Origin of the sequence: Allosphingosinicella indica (assembly GCF_900177405.1) — a bacterium.
Lineage (GTDB): Bacteria > Pseudomonadota > Alphaproteobacteria > Sphingomonadales > Sphingomonadaceae > Allosphingosinicella > Allosphingosinicella indica.
The window spans coordinates 1-16,347 of the sequence record NZ_LT840185.1 but is presented as its reverse complement, the minus strand read 5'-3'; the positions used below and the strand labels follow the sequence as shown (position 1 = coordinate 16,347).

The following is a 16,347-nucleotide window of genomic DNA, read 5'->3' as shown; positions in this document are numbered from 1 at the left end:
TTGACGATCAAGCTGCCTTGCGGTTTGGAAGTCCCCATGGGGCAGCGGCGGGCGATATATGGCCCACGTACCCCCATGTAAAGTGTTTCGAAAAGGCGAGGCCGATCAAGGCGTTGCCATGCCGGGACGAATCGTTTTCTGGCCGCGCGGATCGTGCGTCAGCTGCGATGAATCGATGGGAGAATGCATGACGGGCAATCGAAAGCCGCAGCGAGCGGGAGTCGTGGCGGCGGCGGAGCGGCTCCGCGGCCATGTAACGGAGACGCCGCTGCTGCCGCTCGCGTGGCAGGGGCGGCGGCTGTGGATCAAGGCGGAATGCCTTCAACAGGGCGGCAGCTTCAAGCTCCGCGGCGCGATGAACCGGCTGCTTCAGCTCGACGATGCGCAGAAGGCCGCGGGCGTCGTCGCCTTCTCGTCGGGCAATCACGCGCAGGGCGTCGCGCTCGCGGCGCGGCAATTGGGCATCGCGGCGACGATCGTGATGCCGCACGATGCGCCGGCAGTGAAGCGCGACGCCACTCTGGCGGCGGGCGCTTCGGTGGTCGGCTACGACCGGCTGCGCGAAAGCCGCGAGTCGATCGGCGCGCGGCTGGCCGAGGAGCGCGGCGCGGTGCTGGTGCCGTCGTTCGACGATGTCGACGTCATCGAGGGGCAGGGCAGCGCGGGGGTCGAGATCGGGCGCCAGATGGCGGCGCTCGCGGACGGGCCGCCGGAGATGGTCCTCGTCTGCTGCGGCGGCGGCGGGCTTTCGGCGGGGATCGCGCTCGCTTTGCCCGATGCCGAGATCGTCACGGTCGAGCCCGAGGGCTGGGACGACATGGCGCAATCGCTTGCCTCTGGCGCGATCGTCGAAGTGGGCAAGGACGCCCCTCCGACGCGCTGCGACGCGCTCCAGACGACGCGTGTCTCGCCGCTCACCTTCGAAGCGCTGCGCGATGCGGGCGCCCGCGGCGTGGCGGTGAGCGAAGGCGAGGTGCAGGCGGCGATGGCCTTCGCCGCGCGGCACCTGCGGCTGGTCGCCGAGCCGGGCGGGGCGGTGGCGCTCGCGGCGGCGCTGTCCGGCCGCGCCGGGCCGCTGCCCGCCCGGACGGCGATCCTCGTCTCCGGCGGCAATGTCGATCCGGCCTTCTACGCCGAAGTCATCCGCGCCAATCCCGCGCCGTTCGAGGTCGCGGCATGACGGGCGGGCTTGGCGCGACTCTGCTCTCGATCACCGTCCTCGGCGCGTTCGCGCTCATCGGCGGCGGCATCTGGATGATCGCCAAGCAGCGCGATCGCCAGAAAGGCCTGCTGATGATCGCCGCCGCCCTGGTGCTGGCGGCGAACGTCGCGATCTGGGTGGTGTAGTTCGACGCGAGTCCCCGGCGAAAGCCGGGGCCCAGTCGCCGCCCTTAGCTACGGATCACTTGATCGGGCAGTTCGGGTCGAGCCGCATGTCGAGATAATTGTCCACCGACGCCATCAGCTCGGTCATCTCGTTGACGAAGAAATGGTTCGCGTGCGGGATGGTGTCGTGGTGGATGGTGATGTGGCGCTGGGTGCGCAGCTTGTCGACCAGCTTCTGCGTCGCAAGCGGGGTCACCACCTCGTCGCCCTCGCCCTGGATGATGATGCCCGATGACGGGCAGGGCGCGAGGAAGCTGAAATCATACATGTTCGCCGGCGGCGCTATCGAGATGAAGCCGCGCACTTCCGGGCGGCGCATCAAAAGCTGCATGCCGATCCACGCGCCGAAGCTGAAGCCGGCGATCCAGGTCGTCTCCGCCTCGGGATGAATCTGCTGCACCCAGTCGAGCGCGCTCGCCGCGTCGGACAGTTCGCCGATGCCGTTGTCGAAGATCCCCTGGCTCTTGCCGACGCCGCGGAAGTTGAAGCGCAGCGTCGCGAAGCCGCGGCGCATGAAGGTCTTGTAGAGCGCCTGGACGATGGCATTGTTCATCGTGCCGCCGCCCTGCGGGTGCGGATGGAGGATCAGCGCGACCGGCGCGCGCGGGCGCGGGCCCGGCGAGAAACGGCCTTCGAGGCGGCCCTCGGGGCCGGGAAAGATGACTTCGGGCATAGGTTCGACGATCCGGATGTTCGGGTGCCGCGCGGGGATGCTGGCAGCCGGGCGGTGCGCCCTATATAGGTGCCCGTTGCAAAGTGCAACTTTTGCGAATCGTTCGCAAAAACACGAGGCCCGCGCCGTTCGAATGCTCTATCTCGATTACCAGGCGACGACGCCGCTGGCGCCCGAAGCGCTGGACGCGATGCTGCCCTGGCTCGGCGGGCCGGACAGCGAAGGCTTCGCCAATCCGGCCAGCCAATATCGCGCCGGCCGCGCCGCTGCAGCGGCGGTGGAGGTGGCGCGTGGCGACGTGGCGGCGCTGCTTCCGTCGGGGGGACGTGTCTATTTCACCTCCGGCGCGACCGAGGCGCTCAACTGGGCGCTGACTGCGGGCGTGCGGATCGCGCCGGGCGGCGTCGCTGGCAGCCCAATCGAGCATCCCGCCGCGCTGCAATGCCTCGAAAGCCTTGGTGCATCGTTAATTCCCGTGGGCGCCGACGGCCGCGTGCCGCCGCCAGATCCGGCGCTGCTGCCCAAAGGTGGCATCGTCGCGCTGATGCTGGTCAACAACGAGGTCGGCACGATCCAGCCCGTCGCCGATTATGCCGCCGCGGCGCGCGCAAAGGGCAGCCTGCTGCTCTGCGACGCGGTGCAGGGCTATGGCCGCATGGCGATCCCCGAAGGTCCGGATCTGATCGCGATCAGCGCCCACAAGATCCATGGCCCCAAGGGCATCGGCGCACTTTGGGTGCGCGACGGCGTGCGCTTGCCGCCGCTGCTGCTCGGCGGCGGGCAGGAGCAGGGAATGCGCGCCGGCACCGTCCCGGTCGCGCTCGTCGCCGGTTTCGGCGCCGCCGCCCGCCTCGCCGCCGAGCGGATGGAGGCCGATACGGCGCACGTCGCGCAACTCTGGGATACGGCTATCGAGATGCTACCCGGCTGGACGGTGAACGGGTCGATCACGCACCGCTACCGGGGCAATCTCAACGTCCGCCGCGCGGGCGTGAATGGGGTGCGGTTGCTCTCCGATGTCCGCGATGCCGCGTTCAGCCTCGGGAGTGCCTGCGGCAGCGGATCGGGCAAGACGAGCCATGTTCTCCGCGCGATGGGGTTGTCCGAGGCAGAAACCCACGCCAGCATCCGCCTCGGCTTCGGCCGCTACACGCAGGAGGCGGAACTCCGCGAGGCGCTCGGCCTGATCCATGCCGCCGCCGAACGCCAACTGAGCCTCGCCGCATGACGGCGGTGCGCTTCATATCGGCTGACGGCGATCGCATTCAGGAGGTTGCGGGACAGGGGGGCGATCGCCTCCTCGACATCGCCCAGAATGCCGGCCAGCCGCTCGAGGGCACTTGCGAAGGGCAGATGGCCTGCTCCACTTGCCACGTGATCGTCGAGGCGGAGGATTTCGCGAAGCTGCCGCGCGCCAGCGAGGAGGAGGAGGACATGCTCGATCTCGCCAGCCACGTCACCCGCCACTCGCGGCTCGCCTGCCAGATCTGGATCGATCCCGCCTGGGACAGCCTCACCGTCCGCATCCCCGGCGCCGCGCGCAACATGCAGGGCCGTTGATCCGCGCTACGTTTCCCCTGGCCGCACTTCTGTTGGCCGGTTGCACTTCGCTGCCTGCGCCGCGGCTTTCGTCCTGCGCGGTTGCGCCGCGGCCTCAGATCGCGTTGTCGGCGGACGGGCGGACGGCGAGCACGCGGATCGACGTGCTCACCTACAATGTCGAGGGCCTTGCCTGGCCGGCGCGGAGCGGCCGCGGACCGAAGCTGAAGGAGATCGGCAACCGGCTCGCGGCAATGCGCGCGGCGGGCGCCGCGCCCGATGTGGTGCTTTTTCAAGAGATGTTCAGCCGCCGGGCTACCCAAGCCGTCACGGCGGCGGACTATCCGGCACTGGTCGCCGGGCCGGCGCGCGGCGCTGCACAGCCGCCGCGTGCGGGGCCGCGCCTTCCCGGCCGCCGCGTCGTCACGCGCGGGGAGATTGGCATCAAGTTCCTCTCCGGGGGGCTCGCGATAGCGTCCGAATATCCGATCGTCAGCCACAGCGCGCAGCCGTTTCCGCGCCGGGCGTGCGCTGGCATTGACTGCCTTGCCAACAAAGGGGTGCTCCATGCGCGGATCGTCATCCCCGGCGTTCCCGGTACGCTCGACCTCTTCAACACCCACATGAATTCGCAGCGCGCCTCGCGCGCGCCGGAGGACCGCCATCTCGCCGCGCACCGCCGACAATCCCGTGCGATTTCCGAATTCGTCGCGCTGGAGGGAGATATCGCGCGGCCGATGGTGCTTGGCGGCGATTTCAACATGCGCCATTCCGAGCCGCGCTTCGATCGCTTCGTCGAGATGCAGCCGATCGCCATCGTCCACCGCTGGTGCAGCGAGCGGCCGCAGGAGTGCGATGTGCAGATGTCGTGGGACGGCGACGAACCCTGGATGGACACGCAGGATCTCCAGCTCTTCTGGTCGGGCGAGGGGGTGACGATCCGCCCCGTCCGCGTCGAGGCGATGTTCGACGGCGGCGCGACCGGCCCGCGGCTCTCCGATCACGACGGCTTCCGCGTGACCTACGATCTGAGCTGGCCCGCGGGGATGCCCGGCGCGGCCTGCGCGCCCTGATCTTGCCAGCACCGGCGCCATCGCCCATATGCGCCGCGGGAGTCGGGCGGACGGAGTTGTCGCCAACCCGGTCAGGTCCGGAAGGAAGCAGCCGTAACGATTTCGCTTCGGGTCGTTCCGGCTCCCACCCATGAGATGCCGAGCGGAGCGCAGCAGCGCGTAGAGCCATCGAATGGCGGCCGGCCTGCGGCTTAAGCCGACAGGACCGACGGCGCGGCTTCGCCGCGACGCCCAACTCCAAGAACAAAAAGAGATTCCAGCTTTCGCTGGAATGACGCCGGGCCGCGTCCTACCTTCGCCCCGATGTCCTCCGAATCCCCCGATACCTTCGCGCTCGGCCTCGACGAGCCGCCGCAGCCCGCGGCGGCGCAACCCTATCGCGTGCTCGCCCGCAAATATCGCCCCCAGTCCTTCGCCGAGCTGATCGGCCAGGATGCGATGGTGAAGACGCTGGGCAATGCCATCCGGCGCGACCGGCTCGCGCACGCCTTCCTGCTCACCGGCGTCCGCGGTGTCGGCAAGACCTCGACCGCGCGGCTCATCGCCAAGGCGCTCAACTGCATCGGCCCGGACGGCGCCGGCGGGCCAACCATCGACCCGTGCGGAGTCTGCGAGCCCTGCCGCGCGATCGCCGAGGGGCGTCACATCGACGTCGTCGAGATGGATGCCGCCAGCCACACCGGCGTCGACGACGTGCGCGAGATCATCGAGGCGGTGCGCTACGCCGCCGTCTCGGCGCGCTACAAGGTCTACATCGTCGACGAAGTCCACATGCTCTCCAAGAACGCGTTCAACGCGCTCCTGAAGACGCTGGAGGAGCCGCCCGCGCATGTGAAATTCCTGTTCGCCACGACCGAGGTGAACAAGGTGCCGGTGACGGTGCTGTCGCGCTGCCAGCGTTTCGATCTGAAGCGCATTTCCGCCGAGCAGCTCGCTGCGCATTTCGGCGAAGTCGCGGAAAAGGAAGGCGTCGCGATCGAGCCCGAAGCGCTGACGCTCATCGCGCGCGCGGCGGAAGGGTCGGCGCGCGACGGCCTCTCGATCCTCGATCAGGCGATCGCGCACGGCGCGGGCGGCGTCACCGCCGATCAGGTGCGCGCCATGCTCGGCCTCTCCGATCGCGGCGCGATCCGGGCTCTGCTGGCGCTGCTGCTGGCGGGCGACGCGCCGGGCGCGCTGAAGGCGGTGCGCGATCAGTATGAGCTCGGCGTCGAGCCCGCGGCGCTGCTCCGCGGGTTGCTCGAATCGGTGCACGGCATCACCCGCGCCAAGGTCGGCGGTGCCGACGATCCGGCGCTGTCGGTGGAGGAGCGCGAGGCTTATGCCGACTGGGCGGCGGCGATCGGCTATGCCGCGCTCCACCGCCTCTGGCAGTTGCTGCTCAAAGGGCTGGCCGAAGTCCACAATGCGACACTGCCGCTCGAGACGGCGGAAATGGCGCTGCTGCGCGTCATCCACGCGACCGACCTGCCCGATCCCGGAACACTCGCCCGGCAGATGGCGGGGGAGGGCGGCATTCCGCCCGCCGCCGCCACGCCCGCGTCGCACGGAGCGCCGGCCGCGCCGCCGCCGCCCGTATCCGCGGCTCCGGGCCGTCCGGCCAGCTTCGCCGCGCTCGTCGATGCGCTGGATCAGGGCGGTAAGCCGCTGCTTGCCCAGCAACTGCACGATTTCGTCGGCCTCGTCCGCTATGCCCCGCCGCTGCTCGATCTGAAGCCCTTGAAGCCCTTCGCCGCCGATTTCGCGCGCGATCTCGCTGCAGCGCTCAAGGCGATGACGGGGGAAAGCTGGCAGGTCGCGCTCACCGAGGACGGCGCGGCGGAGCCTTCGCTTCGCGATCAGGAACTCGCGGAAAAGCAACGGCTCAAACAGAAAGTGCTGGACACGCCGGTCGTCCGCGCGGCTTTGGACGCCTTTCCCGACGCCGAGCTCGTCGATTATAGTTTGAACGAACAACGGAGCGCCTGATGCCCAACCTCGACGATATCATGAAGATGGCCCAGAACGCCCAGGCCGAGCTGCAGAAGGCGCAGGCCGGGCTCGATACGATCGAGGTGGAGGGCGTTTCGGGCGGCGGCATGGTCAAGGTCCGCGCCAGCGCAAAGGGCCGCATCATTGCTGTCGATATCGATCCGAGCCTGCTCCAGCCGTCCGAAAAGCAGATGGTAGAGGATCTCGTCGCCGCCGCGTTCAACGACGCGCGCGCCAAGGCCGATGCGGCCGCCGCGAGCGAGATGCAGAAGATCACCAGCGGCCTCCCGCTCCCCCCGGGCTTCAAGCTCCCGTTCTGAGTTTCCAGGACAAAAGTGGTCACCCCGGACTTGATCCGGGGTCCACCTTCTTAAGACCGGCGCCACAAAGAAGATGGATACCGGATCAGGTCCGGTATGACGATCTGTAGGTCAGGTCTCGCGGCGCACCTAAAGCCCGTTCAGCGCCGGCGCCGGTTCCTCCGCCGACGGCGCGGGCGCGGCCTCGATCGCCACCGGCGGCGCTTCCACCGCGACCGGCGCGCCGATGTCGGGCGCGTCGATATAGTCCTCGGGCCGCTCCTCGCGCGGTTCGGCCTTGGGCGCGGCCTTGCGATCCGGCGCCTTCACCGCCTTTTCCGGACGGTCCGGGGGCGCAGTCTCGCCGCCCGCGTAGACGCAGGAATCCAGCCCATCGCGCGCCACCACGCCGATCCGCGCCGCGATCGAATTGCCGTAGCGGCGGGTGAAGCCGCTCGGCGCGATCGCCTCGCGCTTTTTGGGCAGCGGCAGGATCGCGGCGATCCGCGCGGCCTCGTTGCGGCTGAGGGTTCCCGCGCCCTTGCCGAAATAGCGCTGCGCCCCGGCTTCGACGCCATAGGTGGCGATGCCCGTCTCGGCGATGTTGAGATAGACTTCCATGATCCGGCGCTTACCCCACATCTGCTCGATCAGCAGCGTGAACCAGGCTTCCAGCCCTTTGCGGAAATAGCCGCCGCCCTGCCACAGAAAGGCGTTCTTCGCGGTCTGCTGGCTGATCGTCGATCCGCCGCGGATGCGGCCGCCCTCGGCATTGCGGCGCATCGCATCGGCGATGGCGTCGGTGTCGAAGCCGCCGTGGCTGCAGAATTTGCTGTCCTCGGCAGCGATTGCGGCGCGCACCATGTCGCGGTCGATCCGTTCGAGCGGCGTCCAATCCTTGGTCACCGATCGTCCGCCGAGCAGATCGCCCGCCATCGTCAGCGTAAAGGGCGGCGGCACGAAGCGGTAGGCGAGCACCCAGAGGATGCTGCCGACGACAAAGATCAGGATGATCCGGACGATCCAGCCGAATATCCGGCCAAATCCACTGCGCGGCTTCCCCCGCCGCTTCGATCCCGTGCGCGCCATGCGGCGTGATTAGCGGGGCGTCTCCGTCGCGTCATCGGGGAAGTTGGGGTTGTGGACTGCCAGCGGGCCAACGAAGCGGACCATCATCACCTCATCGACCGGTGCGTCCTCCGATCCGCGCTTGTACGCAAAGCGCTGCACGCCCTCGCGATGGAATCCCATGCGTTCGTAGAAAGCGAGGCCTCCGCGATTGTCGGCTTCCGCCTGCAGCTCGATCCGGGTCACGCCGGCGGCTTCGAGCTCGGCGATCACCTCCGCCACCATCGCACGTCCCGCCCCGCGGCCCTGGAAGGCGGAAGCGATCGCCAGTGGCCCGAGATGCGCGACATGCGCGCAGCGGCCGTGCTGCCGGCCGGTTTTGCAGAAACCCGCAACCGTGCGGTCGATCTCGATCACATGAAGATCGCCGTCGTCGAGCATCCGGTCGAAGATCGGCCGGAAGTCGGCAAGCGGCATCGAATCATGGCCGAGATAGGGAATGACGCTGCCGTCCACATAGATGGCGTGGACGGCAGCGATATCGTCGGGACGCGCGCGGCGCCGTCTCACATCGCAGGCAGCAGACGCCGTTCGCCGGCGAGGTTCATCAGCGCCTTCTGAAGCTTCTCGAAGGCGCGGACCTCGATCTGGCGGATGCGCTCGCGGCTGACGTCATAGACTTGGCTGAGCTCTTCCAAAGTCTTGGGATCGTCGGTCAGCCGACGCTCGGTCAGGATGTGCCGCTCGCGGTCGTTGAGCACGTCCATCGCGTCCATCAGCATCTCGTGGCGGACCTTGCTCTCCTCGGCGTCGGCGACGCGCTCGTCCTGCAACGGATCGGTATCGACCAGCCAGTCCTGCCATTGGCCCTCGCCATCCTCACGCATGGGTACGTTGAGCGACGTGTCGCCGCCCATCGCCATGCGGCGGTTCATCGAGATGACGTCATCCTCGGTGACGCCGAGATCGGTGGCGATCTTGGTCACGTCCTCGGGCTTCAGGTCGCCGTCCTCGAACGCTTCGATACGGTTCTTCATCCGGCGGAGGTTGAAGAACAATTTCTTCTGCGCCGCGGTGGTGCCCATCTTCACGAGGCTCCACGAGCGCAGGATGAATTCCTGGATCGAGGCGCGGATCCACCACATCGCATAGGTCGCGAGGCGGAAGCCGCGGTCGGCGTCGAACTTCTTCACGCCCTGCATCAGCCCGATATTGCCTTCGGAGATCAGCTCGCTGACCGGCAGGCCATAGCCGCGATACCCCATCGCGATCTTCGCGACGAGGCGCAGGTGGCTGTTCACCAGCTTGGCGGCGGCATCAGTGTCCTGATGCTCCTCCCACCTTTTGGCGAGCATATATTCCTCTTCCGGCGCCAGGATCGGAAATTTCTTGATCTCAGCCAGATAGCGGTTGAGGCCCGCTTCGCCTGCGGCGGCGGCGGGGATGGTTGCCGGAACGTTTGGCCTCATAGCCATGGATTCGCATTCTCCCTGGTGCGCGCGATTCGATACGCCGCGCGGCACATCTTCTATACGGAAAGCGCTGTGAACAGTTCCTGCATATCCGACGGAACGGCGCTTTCGAACGACAGGTTTCTTTTCGAAACCGGATGAATAAACTCCAATTTGGCCGCGTGCAAGGCCTGGCGGCGGAAACCCAGTGTTTCCAGAACCGCACGATGCGCCTTTCGCGTGCTGCCGTAGACCGGATCGCCAAGCAGCGGATGGCCGATCGAGGTCATGTGCACGCGCACCTGGTGTGTCCGCCCCGTTTCGAGACGGCATTCGACCAGCGCCGCGTCCCTGAGGACGGTCTCGACCCGGTAATGCGTCACCGCGCGCCGCCCCTGGCCTTCGCCGGTGATCGCGATCTTCTTGCGGTTGGACGCCGAGCGCGCGAGCGGTGCATCGATCGTGCCCGATCGCGGCAGCGGCACACCCGCGACGATCGCCTTGTAGCGCCGGTCGATGCTGTGCCGCTTGAACTGCGCGGCAAGGCCTTCGTGCGCGACATCGGTCTTGGCGACCACGAGCAGCCCCGACGTGTCCTTGTCGATCCGGTGGACGATCCCCGGCCGCGCCACCCCGCCGATGCCCGAAAGCCGCCCCGCGCAATGGTGGAGCAGCGCGTTGACCAGTGTCCCGTCGAGATTTCCCGCCGCAGGATGGACCACCATCCCCGCGGGCTTGTCGACGATCAGCAGATGCTCGTCCTCGAAGACGATTTCGAGCGCGATGTCCTGCGCCTCGTTATGCGCCGGCGCGGGGGCAGGGACGGAAATGGCGTAATCGCTGCCTTCGCGCACCTTCGTGGCCGGATCGCGCACCGCCGCGCCGCCCGGCCCGGCGACCTGCCCGCTCGAAATCAGCGCCTTCAGCCGCTCGCGGGACAGGGTGGGGATGGCGGATGCCAGCGCCCGGTCCAGCCGCCATCCGGCGGCCTCCGCGCCCAGTGTCACATTTATGGTCGAGGCCCCCCCAGACATCCTGTAGGAAAGATGGGTCGCGGCCGCGGTTTTTCAAGGGGCGCGGGGCCATCGCAGCCCCGCATTTAACGCGGCGTAAACCATCGCCTTGCAAGCCTAAGTGCAAGCGGCCAATAGGGGACGCGACGGACTGTTGAGCCGCCACGAGGGGCGATTGCGCATGAAATCCCACGAATTCGCCAGCCTGTTGTGCTCAAGGCTGTGCCACGATCTGTTGTCGCCGGTCGGCGCGCTCAACAACGGCATCGAGCTGCTCGCCGACGAACATGATCCCGAGATGCGCGCCCGCTGCCTCGAACTGCTCGCCGAAAGCGCGCGGGCGTCGGCCAACAAGCTCAAATTCTTTCGCCTGGCGTTCGGCGCGGCCGGCGGTTTTGCTGACGAGGTAGACACTCGCGAGGCGCGCGTCGCGATCGAGGGCCTGTTCGGGGGTGATGGCCGCATTCAGCTCGGCTGGATGGTCGACGAGCCGACGATCAGCAAGGCGGCGCTCAAGGTGCTGCTCAATCTCGTCCTCATCGCCGGCGATGCGCTGGTCCGCGGCGGGCGGCTCGACGTCGGCGTCGAGCGAACGGACAAGGGCGTCGAGATCGTCGTCCGCGCGGAAGGCACGCGCATCGTCCTCGATCCCGAGCTCAAGCGCGTGCTGAGCGGCGATATCGACGAGAATGAAGTGGCGCCGCGCGCCGCCGCGGCCTGGCTGGTCCACAGCTTGGTGCGTGAAGGCGGCGGCGATGTTCAGGTGGCCGACGAGCAGGAAGGACTGCTGCTCTTCGGGTCCTCGCTTCCGGCCTGAGGGATGCGGCGATGATCGACGCGATCGACACGCCTTCGCCCAATTTCGACGATCGCGAGCTGCCGGTCTCGATCCTCGTCCTTCATTACACCGGCATGCAGGACGCGGCCTCCGCCATCGCCCGCCTGTCCGATGCCGAGGCCAAGGTTTCCTGCCACTATCTCGTCTCGGAAGACGGGCAGGTGCTGCGCATGGTGGATGAGGAGAAGCGCGCCTGGCACGCCGGCCGTTCGCACTGGCGCGGCATCCGCGACGTCAATTCGGCGAGCATCGGCATCGAAATCGTCAACCCCGGCCACGAATTCGGCTACCGGCCGTTTCCCGAGCCGCAGATGGCGGCACTGATTCCGCTCGTGTCGGACATCATGATCCGCCGCGATATCTCCAAATCCAACGTCGTCGGCCATTCGGACATCGCCCCTAGCCGCAAGCAGGATCCGGGCGAATTGTTCGATTGGGCGCGGCTCGCCAAGCTCGGCCTCGCCATCGCCCGCCCCACCAAGGGCCTCGCCGATCCGCACTGGACCGATGCCGGCTTCCTCCTCGCGCTCGAACGCTTTGGCTATGACGTCGCCGACGGCCGCGCAGCCACCGTTGCCTTCCAGCGCCGCTTCCGCCCCGAACTGATCGACGGCGTGATCGACGGCGAGAGCCGCGCGATCCTCCTCAGCCTGCTCTTGGATCGCGAGCGCGGAATCGTTAGATAGGCGCCGCCAGAGGGTCGGGCGGCCGCGGCTCGACATATGTCGGGGCGAGGAAAGTCCGGGCTCCACGGAAACACGGTGCCGGATAACGTCCGGCGGCTTCGGGCTTCGTCCGGGGTCAGGGAAAGTGCCACAGAAAGCAGTCCGCCGCGTTTCGGCGCGGTCAGGTCGAAAGGGTGGGGTAAGAGCCCACCGCGCGCCCGGCAACGGGGGCGGCACGGCAAACCCCACCGGGAGCAAGACCGAATAGGGGCGGCGCATGGGCCTGGTTCCGGCCCGTCGCCCGGGTTGGTTGCTTGAGGGGCGGAGCAATCCGTCTCCTAGAGGAATGGCCGCCCATCCCCGGATGACGGGGTGGACAGAACCCGGCTTACAGACCCTCTGGCATTCTTTTCGCGGCGCCGCGGGTGGCGAAGCCGATGCGGCTTGTCTATCTTGGCGCAATGGCACGGCCGGGACGATCGAACGACTGGGGTTTCCCCCGCTGGCGCGGCTACGGCAGCGAGCGTGGCGCGACGCAGGTGCGGCTGTGCGATCGGCACGGCTGCGAGGAGCCGGGCGATTGCCCCGCGCCAAAATCCCCCAACAGCCCCGAGCGCTGGTATTTCTGCGAGCGCCACGCCGCCGAATACAACCGCGGCTGGAATTATTTCGAGGGGCTGAGCGCCGAGGATGCCGCCGCGCGCGAGGCGGGCGAGCGGCGCGACGCCGGCGGGTTCGCCAACGCCTCGCACTATGGCTGGGGCGGTCCCGGCGACGGCACCCGCAGCCGCGACGAGATGCGCGCGCTCGACGTGCTGGAGCTGGAGAGCGGCGCGGGGTTCGACGATATCCGCCTCGCCTATCGCCGGCTCGCGAAGGCCAATCACCCCGATCTTAACAAGGGCGAGGAAGCCGCGGCGCGCTTCCGCGCGGTGCAGGCTGCCTATGACGTGCTGCGCAAATCCGAAGAACGGCGCGCGGCGCTGTCGCGCTGACTGAACCGATCAGGCGGGCGGAACCTCGCCCATCGCCATGAACGTGCCCGAGACATGGGCGATCGGATCGTCGGGATCGCCGTCGTGTGCAGTGCCGCGCACGAACGCCACCGTCTTCGTCGTCCGATAGCATTCGCCGCGGCCGATGATGGTCCGGCCGGGCGTCGCGGGCCTCAGATAGTCGATCCTGAGGTCGAGCGTCGCTTGGTGCCGGAAGCGGCCGATCCGCGCCCAAACCGAAATGCTGGTCGCCATGTCCATCAAGCTGATGATCGGCCCCGAGGCGATCACGCCCGTCTCCGTCACGCCGATCAGCGTTTCCGAATAGGGGAGGGCAAGTTCCACCCAGTCTTCGCCATGCGCGTGATAGACGATACCGAGCGCGCCGCCGTGACCGATCTGCGCGGCGATGCCGGCGAATTTCTCCGGGTCGAACGCCCGCGTCCAGTCGATCGCGTCGCTCATGCCGCGTAGCGCTTCGCGGTCTGGCGGATCAGCGCGATCATGTTGGGAATGCCTTGGGTGCGATTGGAGCTGAGCTGGTTCCGGAGGTCGAACGGCGCCAGCGCGCCCTCTATATCGGCGGCGGCGATGTCGGCTGCGCTGCGGTCCTGAACCGTCAGCAGCACCAGCGCGACGATCCCCTTGGTGATCGCCGCATTGCTGTCCGCAAGGAAGTGGAGGCGGCCGTCGTCGCCGATCGTCGGATAGATCCACACCGCCGCCGAGCAGCCGCGCACCAGCGTCGCATCGGTCTTGAGCGCTTCGGGCATCGGCTCGAGATCGCGGCCGAGATCGATCAGCAGCCGATAACGGTCGTCCGCATCGAGCAGTTCGTAATCGGCAAATATATCGTCGAGCGCGGGCATCAGTCAGTCCGGAAGCGGAAGGGGTGCCTCGTCCTTGCGAGAAGCGAAGCGCCGAAGCAATCCATACACGCCCCGCCGGGCACCCCAGATCGTCATGCCGGACCTGATCCGGGATCCATCTGCTTGTCGGCGTCTACCGGCTGGAAACCCAGCCGGCACCAGCGCGCCGCCTAGCGGTCGCGCAGACGCTCGATCTCGTTGGCGAGGCTGTTTTCTTTTTCGATGGTGATCCGCTCCAGCGTCGCGACGCGATCCTTCAGCGTCTTCACCTCGTCGCGAAGGCGGCGGTTCTCGGCGTCATCGACATGGACCTCATCGCCATGGCGGTTGCGGCGGATGCCATAGCGGGCGCGAAGAATGCTGGCGATGGCGGTGATGGCGACGATCGCCACCACCATTTCGAACGGACCCATTCCCTAAAACTCCTAGAACCGACTCAGTTGGTCGGCTTGCGCAGACTCTCGATCTCGTGGGTAAGCGAATAGCCGCCGTCCGTCACGATCCTCTCGACGTTCGCCAGCCGGTCCTTCATCGATCCCAACTCGGCGCGGAGCTGCGCATTCTCCTGGCTGAGCAGTTTCACCCGCTCCATCGCCTCCTCGTTCTTCTTCGGATAGACCGCCTGGCCCCACATGCCATCGAGCGGATAGCCGTGGCGGATGCGCAGCCAGGTGGTGAACACCCAGCCGACGATCGCCGCGCCGCCGATCAGCAGTCCGCCACCGATCAGCCAAGGGAGAACGGGGATAAGAATCTGGTCTGCCATGTCCACGGAGATTTCCTTTCGCTGCCACATTTTTTAGAACGCCTCGCGGTCGTCGCCGCGCCAGGCCAGGACGGTGACGAGCACGAAGCCGATCGCCATTGTCAGCCAGAACATGTCGGAGGCGAGCAGAGCAGGCATCAGCGCAGCTTCTCGATTTCGGCGGCAGTGCGCTCGGCGGGGTCGGTCACGATCCGCTCCATCACCGCGATCCGCTCCTCCAGCCGGCCGATCTGGCCTTTGAGCCGAGCATTCTCCTCAGCCATCAACTGTGCGGCACGGGCGGCATCAGGCGATTCCGTCTTTTCGCTCATCCCCCAGAACTGGTCCTCGATCGGATAGCCGTGTTTGGCGCGTATCCAGGTGGTGACGACCCAGCCTGCCGTGCAGATTACAATGATGGCGATCACGAAGATCGGGCTTCCGAAATTCATTTCCATTCCCCTGAACGATCCGCGCCTCAGCGCAGTGCTTCGATTTCCTTGGCCAGCCGGCTTTCGCGCGACATCGCTTCATGCTCTATCGCGTCGATCCGGCGGTCGAGCGTCGCGCTGCGGTCCTCGCGCCATTCGCGGATCGCCGCCGCGTCGCTGCCGCCGGCGATGCCGCGCGTCTCGCGATGGCGCAGGTAGAGCGCCGCCGCGAAATAAGCCGCGATGAACCACGGGCTGCCCAGGATCACCGCCAGCACCACCGCGACGCGGACGAAGGTGGCGTCGATGCCGGTCGCGTTGGCGATGCCGGCACACAGGCCCAGAAGCTTGCCGTTCTTCCTGTCGATGCGGAAATTGCGGCCCTTCATTTGCTCCTCCTATCGTCGCGGGTGATGCGGTCTTCGCGGTTGATGGTACGGTCTTCGATGCCGATGCCGGCGGGGTCGACGCTGATCTGCTGCCAGCCGGGGTTCTCGGCGGCGATGATGCGCTCGATCGTGTTCATGCGCTCGTCGAGGCGGCGCGCGGCGCTGTGCAGTTCCTCCAGCAACCGTTCGTCTTCGCCGGTCAGCGTCGCGCCGCTCTTCCACTTCGTGACGTAGTGGAGGATCAGCCACGGCAGGCCGATGAAGATCGCGACGATGGCGACGAAGCCGTTCACGCGCTCAGCCCTCCTTGCTTTCGGCTGCCGGCGGCGCGCTCTTCACCCGCGCCTTCAGCGCGGCGAGTTCGGCATCGACTTTCTCGGAAGACCGCAGTTCGGATATCTCTTCCTCCAGTGTCTTGCCGGGAGCGGCGAGGCTCAGTGCCTCGGCATGGCCTTCCGCCATGTCGGCGCGGCGCTCGAGCAGGTCGAAGCGCGAGAAGGCGTCCTCGACCTTGGGGCCGGCATACATCTCGCGCATCCGGGCGCGCTGGTGCGCGCTCTCCAGACGGCTCATGATCGCATTCTGGCGCGCGCGGGCCTCGCGCAGCTTGCCCTGGAGCTTGGCGATGTCGCCTTCCGAGGCGCGCAGCGCATCGTCGAGCACCGCGATCTCGGCATTGAGCTGGTCGGCAAGGTCGGAGGCCTTCTGCTTCTCGACCAGCGCCGCCTTCGCCAGATCCTCGCGGTCCTTCGATAGCGCAAGCTCGGCCTTCTCGGTCCAGTTGCCCGCCAGCGCATCGAGCTTCGCGATCTGGCGGCGCATCTCCTTCTGGTCCGCGATCGTCCGCGCCGCAGATGCGCGCACCTCGACCAGCGTCTCCTCCATCTCCAAAATGATCATCCGGATCATCTTGGCGGGGTCCTCCGCCTTGTCCAAAAGGTC

Annotated in this window: 22 protein-coding genes, 2 other RNA genes and 1 pseudogene; 12 read left to right on the top strand and 13 right to left on the bottom strand. The window is 67.4% G+C overall.

Annotated features, from left to right (window positions below):
* The first annotated feature begins 187 nt into the window (after window positions 1–187).
* Together B9N75_RS00120 and B9N75_RS14145 are read left to right on the top strand one after the other, a co-directional pair.
* A complete protein-coding gene (locus tag B9N75_RS00120; RefSeq protein ID WP_085216956.1) occupies window positions 188–1,180 on the top strand; it encodes a threonine ammonia-lyase in 993 nt (330 codons plus the stop codon).
* Complete coding sequence (locus B9N75_RS14145) at window positions 1,177–1,347, top strand: hypothetical protein (protein WP_172840763.1); 171 nt, start codon at window positions 1,177–1,179, stop codon at window positions 1,345–1,347. The genes B9N75_RS00120 and B9N75_RS14145 overlap by 4 nt, the downstream gene beginning before the upstream one ends.
* Before the next feature lie 55 nt (window positions 1,348–1,402).
* Here the strand turns inward: B9N75_RS14145 and B9N75_RS00115 are convergent, their stop codons facing one another.
* On the bottom strand, window positions 1,403–2,059 hold the full coding sequence (locus B9N75_RS00115; protein WP_085216955.1) for an alpha/beta hydrolase: 657 nt from the start codon (window positions 2,057–2,059) through the stop codon (window positions 1,403–1,405).
* Window positions 2,060–2,192: 133 nt separating this feature from the next.
* On the opposite strand from B9N75_RS00115, the gene B9N75_RS00110 reads away from it, so the two are divergent.
* The 6 genes from B9N75_RS00110 to B9N75_RS00085 all read left to right on the top strand — a co-directional run bounded on the left by B9N75_RS00110 (window position 2,193) and on the right by B9N75_RS00085 (window position 6,962).
* Complete coding sequence (locus B9N75_RS00110; protein WP_085216954.1) at window positions 2,193–3,287, top strand: cysteine desulfurase family protein; 1,095 nt, start codon at window positions 2,193–2,195, stop codon at window positions 3,285–3,287.
* Window positions 3,284–3,619 carry a 2Fe-2S iron-sulfur cluster-binding protein gene (locus tag B9N75_RS00105; protein WP_085216953.1) on the top strand — a complete coding sequence of 112 codons (336 nt, stop codon included), beginning with the start codon at window positions 3,284–3,286 and terminating at the stop codon, window positions 3,617–3,619. The genes B9N75_RS00110 and B9N75_RS00105 overlap by 4 nt, the downstream gene beginning before the upstream one ends.
* A 104-nt stretch (window positions 3,620–3,723) precedes the next feature.
* Window positions 3,724–4,671, top strand: coding sequence for an endonuclease/exonuclease/phosphatase family protein (locus B9N75_RS00100; RefSeq protein WP_244552369.1), 948 nt, complete (start codon window positions 3,724–3,726; stop codon window positions 4,669–4,671).
* A gap of 34 nt (window positions 4,672–4,705) precedes the next feature.
* An RNA gene (gene ffs / locus B9N75_RS00095) (signal recognition particle sRNA small type) lies at window positions 4,706–4,803 on the top strand.
* Between the two features lie 171 nt (window positions 4,804–4,974).
* The gene (locus B9N75_RS00090; protein WP_085216951.1) at window positions 4,975–6,639 is read left to right on the top strand and encodes a DNA polymerase III subunit gamma/tau; all 1,665 of its coding nucleotides are present in this window, start codon (window positions 4,975–4,977) and stop codon (window positions 6,637–6,639) included.
* Window positions 6,639–6,962 (top strand): YbaB/EbfC family nucleoid-associated protein, encoded by a 324-nt coding sequence (locus B9N75_RS00085; protein ID WP_085216950.1) that lies wholly within the window; start codon window positions 6,639–6,641, stop codon window positions 6,960–6,962. Before B9N75_RS00090 ends, B9N75_RS00085 begins: the two co-directional genes overlap by 1 nt.
* Window positions 6,963–7,316: 354 nt before the next feature.
* Here B9N75_RS00085 and mtgA read toward each other — a convergent pair.
* The 4 genes and pseudogenes from mtgA to B9N75_RS00065 all read right to left on the bottom strand — a co-directional run.
* Window positions 7,317–8,030, bottom strand: a pseudogene (gene mtgA, locus B9N75_RS00080) (monofunctional biosynthetic peptidoglycan transglycosylase); the annotation flags it as partial.
* A gap of 9 nt (window positions 8,031–8,039) precedes the next feature.
* A complete protein-coding gene (locus B9N75_RS00075; RefSeq protein WP_085216948.1) occupies window positions 8,040–8,579 on the bottom strand; it encodes a GNAT family N-acetyltransferase in 540 nt (179 codons plus the stop codon).
* Window positions 8,576–9,484: an RNA polymerase sigma factor RpoH gene (gene rpoH / locus B9N75_RS00070; protein ID WP_085219313.1), complete on the bottom strand. Its 909-nt coding sequence runs from the start codon at window positions 9,482–9,484 to the stop codon at window positions 8,576–8,578. Before rpoH ends, B9N75_RS00075 begins: the two co-directional genes overlap by 4 nt.
* 53 nt (window positions 9,485–9,537) lie before the next feature.
* Window positions 9,538–10,494, bottom strand: coding sequence for an RluA family pseudouridine synthase (locus B9N75_RS00065; protein ID WP_085216947.1), 957 nt, complete (start codon window positions 10,492–10,494; stop codon window positions 9,538–9,540).
* Between the two features lie 160 nt (window positions 10,495–10,654).
* On the opposite strand from B9N75_RS00065, the gene B9N75_RS00060 reads away from it, so the two are divergent.
* From B9N75_RS00060 to B9N75_RS00045, 4 genes are all read left to right on the top strand, one after another.
* Window positions 10,655–11,290 carry a histidine phosphotransferase family protein gene (locus B9N75_RS00060; RefSeq protein ID WP_085216946.1) on the top strand — a complete coding sequence of 212 codons (636 nt, stop codon included), beginning with the start codon at window positions 10,655–10,657 and terminating at the stop codon, window positions 11,288–11,290.
* A gap of 11 nt (window positions 11,291–11,301) precedes the next feature.
* Complete coding sequence (locus tag B9N75_RS00055) at window positions 11,302–11,997, top strand: N-acetylmuramoyl-L-alanine amidase (protein WP_085216945.1); 696 nt, start codon at window positions 11,302–11,304, stop codon at window positions 11,995–11,997.
* Between the two features lie 6 nt (window positions 11,998–12,003).
* An RNA gene (gene rnpB, locus B9N75_RS00050) (RNase P RNA component class A) lies at window positions 12,004–12,383 on the top strand.
* Between the two features lie 54 nt (window positions 12,384–12,437).
* Window positions 12,438–12,971, top strand: coding sequence for a J domain-containing protein (locus B9N75_RS00045; protein ID WP_085219312.1), 534 nt, complete (start codon window positions 12,438–12,440; stop codon window positions 12,969–12,971).
* 9 nt (window positions 12,972–12,980) lie between these two features.
* Here the strand turns inward: B9N75_RS00045 and B9N75_RS00040 are convergent, their stop codons facing one another.
* The 8 genes from B9N75_RS00040 to B9N75_RS00005 form a co-directional block, all read right to left on the bottom strand.
* Window positions 12,981–13,436 carry a PaaI family thioesterase gene (locus tag B9N75_RS00040; RefSeq protein ID WP_085216944.1) on the bottom strand — a complete coding sequence of 152 codons (456 nt, stop codon included), beginning with the start codon at window positions 13,434–13,436 and terminating at the stop codon, window positions 12,981–12,983.
* Window positions 13,433–13,840, bottom strand: a complete 408-nt coding sequence (locus B9N75_RS00035; protein ID WP_085216943.1) for a SufE family protein — start codon at window positions 13,838–13,840, stop codon at window positions 13,433–13,435. Before B9N75_RS00035 ends, B9N75_RS00040 begins: the two co-directional genes overlap by 4 nt.
* A gap of 170 nt (window positions 13,841–14,010) precedes the next feature.
* Entirely contained in the window at window positions 14,011–14,253 is a 243-nt protein-coding gene (locus B9N75_RS00030) for a hypothetical protein (RefSeq protein ID WP_085216942.1), read from the bottom strand.
* Between the two features lie 23 nt (window positions 14,254–14,276).
* On the bottom strand, window positions 14,277–14,606 hold the full coding sequence (locus tag B9N75_RS00025) for a hypothetical protein (protein ID WP_085216941.1): 330 nt from the start codon (window positions 14,604–14,606) through the stop codon (window positions 14,277–14,279).
* A 137-nt stretch (window positions 14,607–14,743) separates the two neighbouring features.
* Window positions 14,744–15,037, bottom strand: coding sequence for a hypothetical protein (locus B9N75_RS00020; protein ID WP_085219311.1), 294 nt, complete (start codon window positions 15,035–15,037; stop codon window positions 14,744–14,746).
* 26 nt (window positions 15,038–15,063) lie between these two features.
* Window positions 15,064–15,405 carry a PspC domain-containing protein gene (locus tag B9N75_RS00015; protein WP_085216940.1) on the bottom strand — a complete coding sequence of 114 codons (342 nt, stop codon included), beginning with the start codon at window positions 15,403–15,405 and terminating at the stop codon, window positions 15,064–15,066.
* The gene (pspB, locus tag B9N75_RS00010) at window positions 15,402–15,698 is read right to left on the bottom strand and encodes an envelope stress response membrane protein PspB (protein WP_085216939.1); all 297 of its coding nucleotides are present in this window, start codon (window positions 15,696–15,698) and stop codon (window positions 15,402–15,404) included. Before pspB ends, B9N75_RS00015 begins: the two co-directional genes overlap by 4 nt.
* Window positions 15,699–15,702: 4 nt before the next feature.
* Entirely contained in the window at window positions 15,703–16,341 is a 639-nt protein-coding gene (locus B9N75_RS00005) for a PspA/IM30 family protein (protein ID WP_244552499.1), read from the bottom strand.
* Window positions 16,342–16,347 lie beyond the last annotated feature (6 nt).